The following is a 270-nucleotide window of genomic DNA, read 5'->3' on the forward strand; positions in this document are numbered from 1 at the left end:
CAAGCTGGCCGGATCCAGGTGGAACAGCCTTTAAGGTTGCCATCTATGATAATGGACCGGATAATACTCCTGGTAAATTATTGGCGGGTCCATTTGATGCGACTGCTCTGCGTAATGGAGAATGGACGGTTGTCGATCTAGCAAGCGAAGGAATCGTGGTAACCGGCACCTTCTATATGGTCTATATCCAAAAAAACGCCTACCCGAATACCCCAGGACTCGGTGTTGATAAAAGCAGTCCAACCGCTAGTCGCAGCTGGAATCTGGTTG

1 protein-coding gene is annotated in these 270 nt (G+C 49.3%); it reads left to right on the forward strand.

Going from position 1 to position 270, the window contains the following annotated elements:
• The coding region (locus CHI06_RS29200) for a hypothetical protein (protein WP_142301060.1) at positions 1-270 on the forward strand (270 nt) is incomplete at both ends.

Source organism: Bacillus sp. 7884-1 (assembly GCF_002272245.1).
Taxonomy (GTDB): Bacteria; Bacillota; Bacilli; order Bacillales; family Cytobacillaceae; genus Neobacillus.